The following is a 722-nucleotide window of genomic DNA, read 5'->3' as shown; positions in this document are numbered from 1 at the left end:
GCGTCCCACGGGTCTCTTGGACGGGGTGAACGGGTTGGCCTTGACGCTCACGGGCCGCCACGGCTCGTTCAACAGGTCGGGTTCGGCGAGTTCGCGCCGGCGGTCGGAACGCGTGCTCGCGCACGACGTGGTTGTCGCGGGACTCGACGGTGGCCTGGCCGTTCTTCCTGTGGGGACGGCCGCGGGTCCGCTGGGTGTCGGGCCGCCGGAGGTGGCCGATGGAGTCCGCGTTGACGGACTCGCCGCCGTTGTCGTTGTCGTAGGGGCGGATCGGGAACGGGATCCTCTCCTCGATCATCGCCTTGGCCTGGGAGAGGTCGCGGTACGCGTTGTCGCGGGCGGACGCGTTCCCGGCCCATCCGGTGGCGAAGTCGGCCACGGCCGGGGTGCGGCGGGACCCGCCCTTGGGACCGGGGCCGCGGCGGGCGACGGTGTCGGCCTCCACGTTGCCGGGCAGGCCGTCCGGCTCGTCGCCGGCCTTCCTGGTCGTGATCGAGTCGCGCGACGGCTCGCCGGCCGGACGCGTGGCCGCCGACCCCCTGGGGCGGGCGGCGTCGCGCGCCGGCCTGGGGCGCCGGTCGATCGGTCGAGGCGCCCATCGCCATAAGCTGCCCCGGGCGCGTGTCCGTCCCACTCGTCCGGCTGCCCGTGCCCGCGCAGCACGGGCAGCCACTGCGGCGGCATCGCCTTGGGATACCTGCCGCACGGCATGTCCGTCGACA

Annotated in this window: 1 pseudogene; it reads right to left on the bottom strand. The window is 74.7% G+C overall.

What is annotated here, in order from left to right:
• A pseudogene (locus tag H7U32_RS09440) lies at window positions 1–634 on the bottom strand (hypothetical protein); the annotation flags it as partial.
• Between the last annotated feature and the right edge of the window lie 88 nt (window positions 635–722).

The organism is Bifidobacterium pullorum subsp. saeculare, from assembly GCF_016899725.1.
Lineage (GTDB): Bacteria > Actinomycetota > Actinomycetes > Actinomycetales > Bifidobacteriaceae > Bifidobacterium > Bifidobacterium pullorum_C.
The sequence above is the reverse complement of the archived record's forward strand: the minus strand, read 5'-3'. Positions and strand labels throughout refer to the sequence as shown.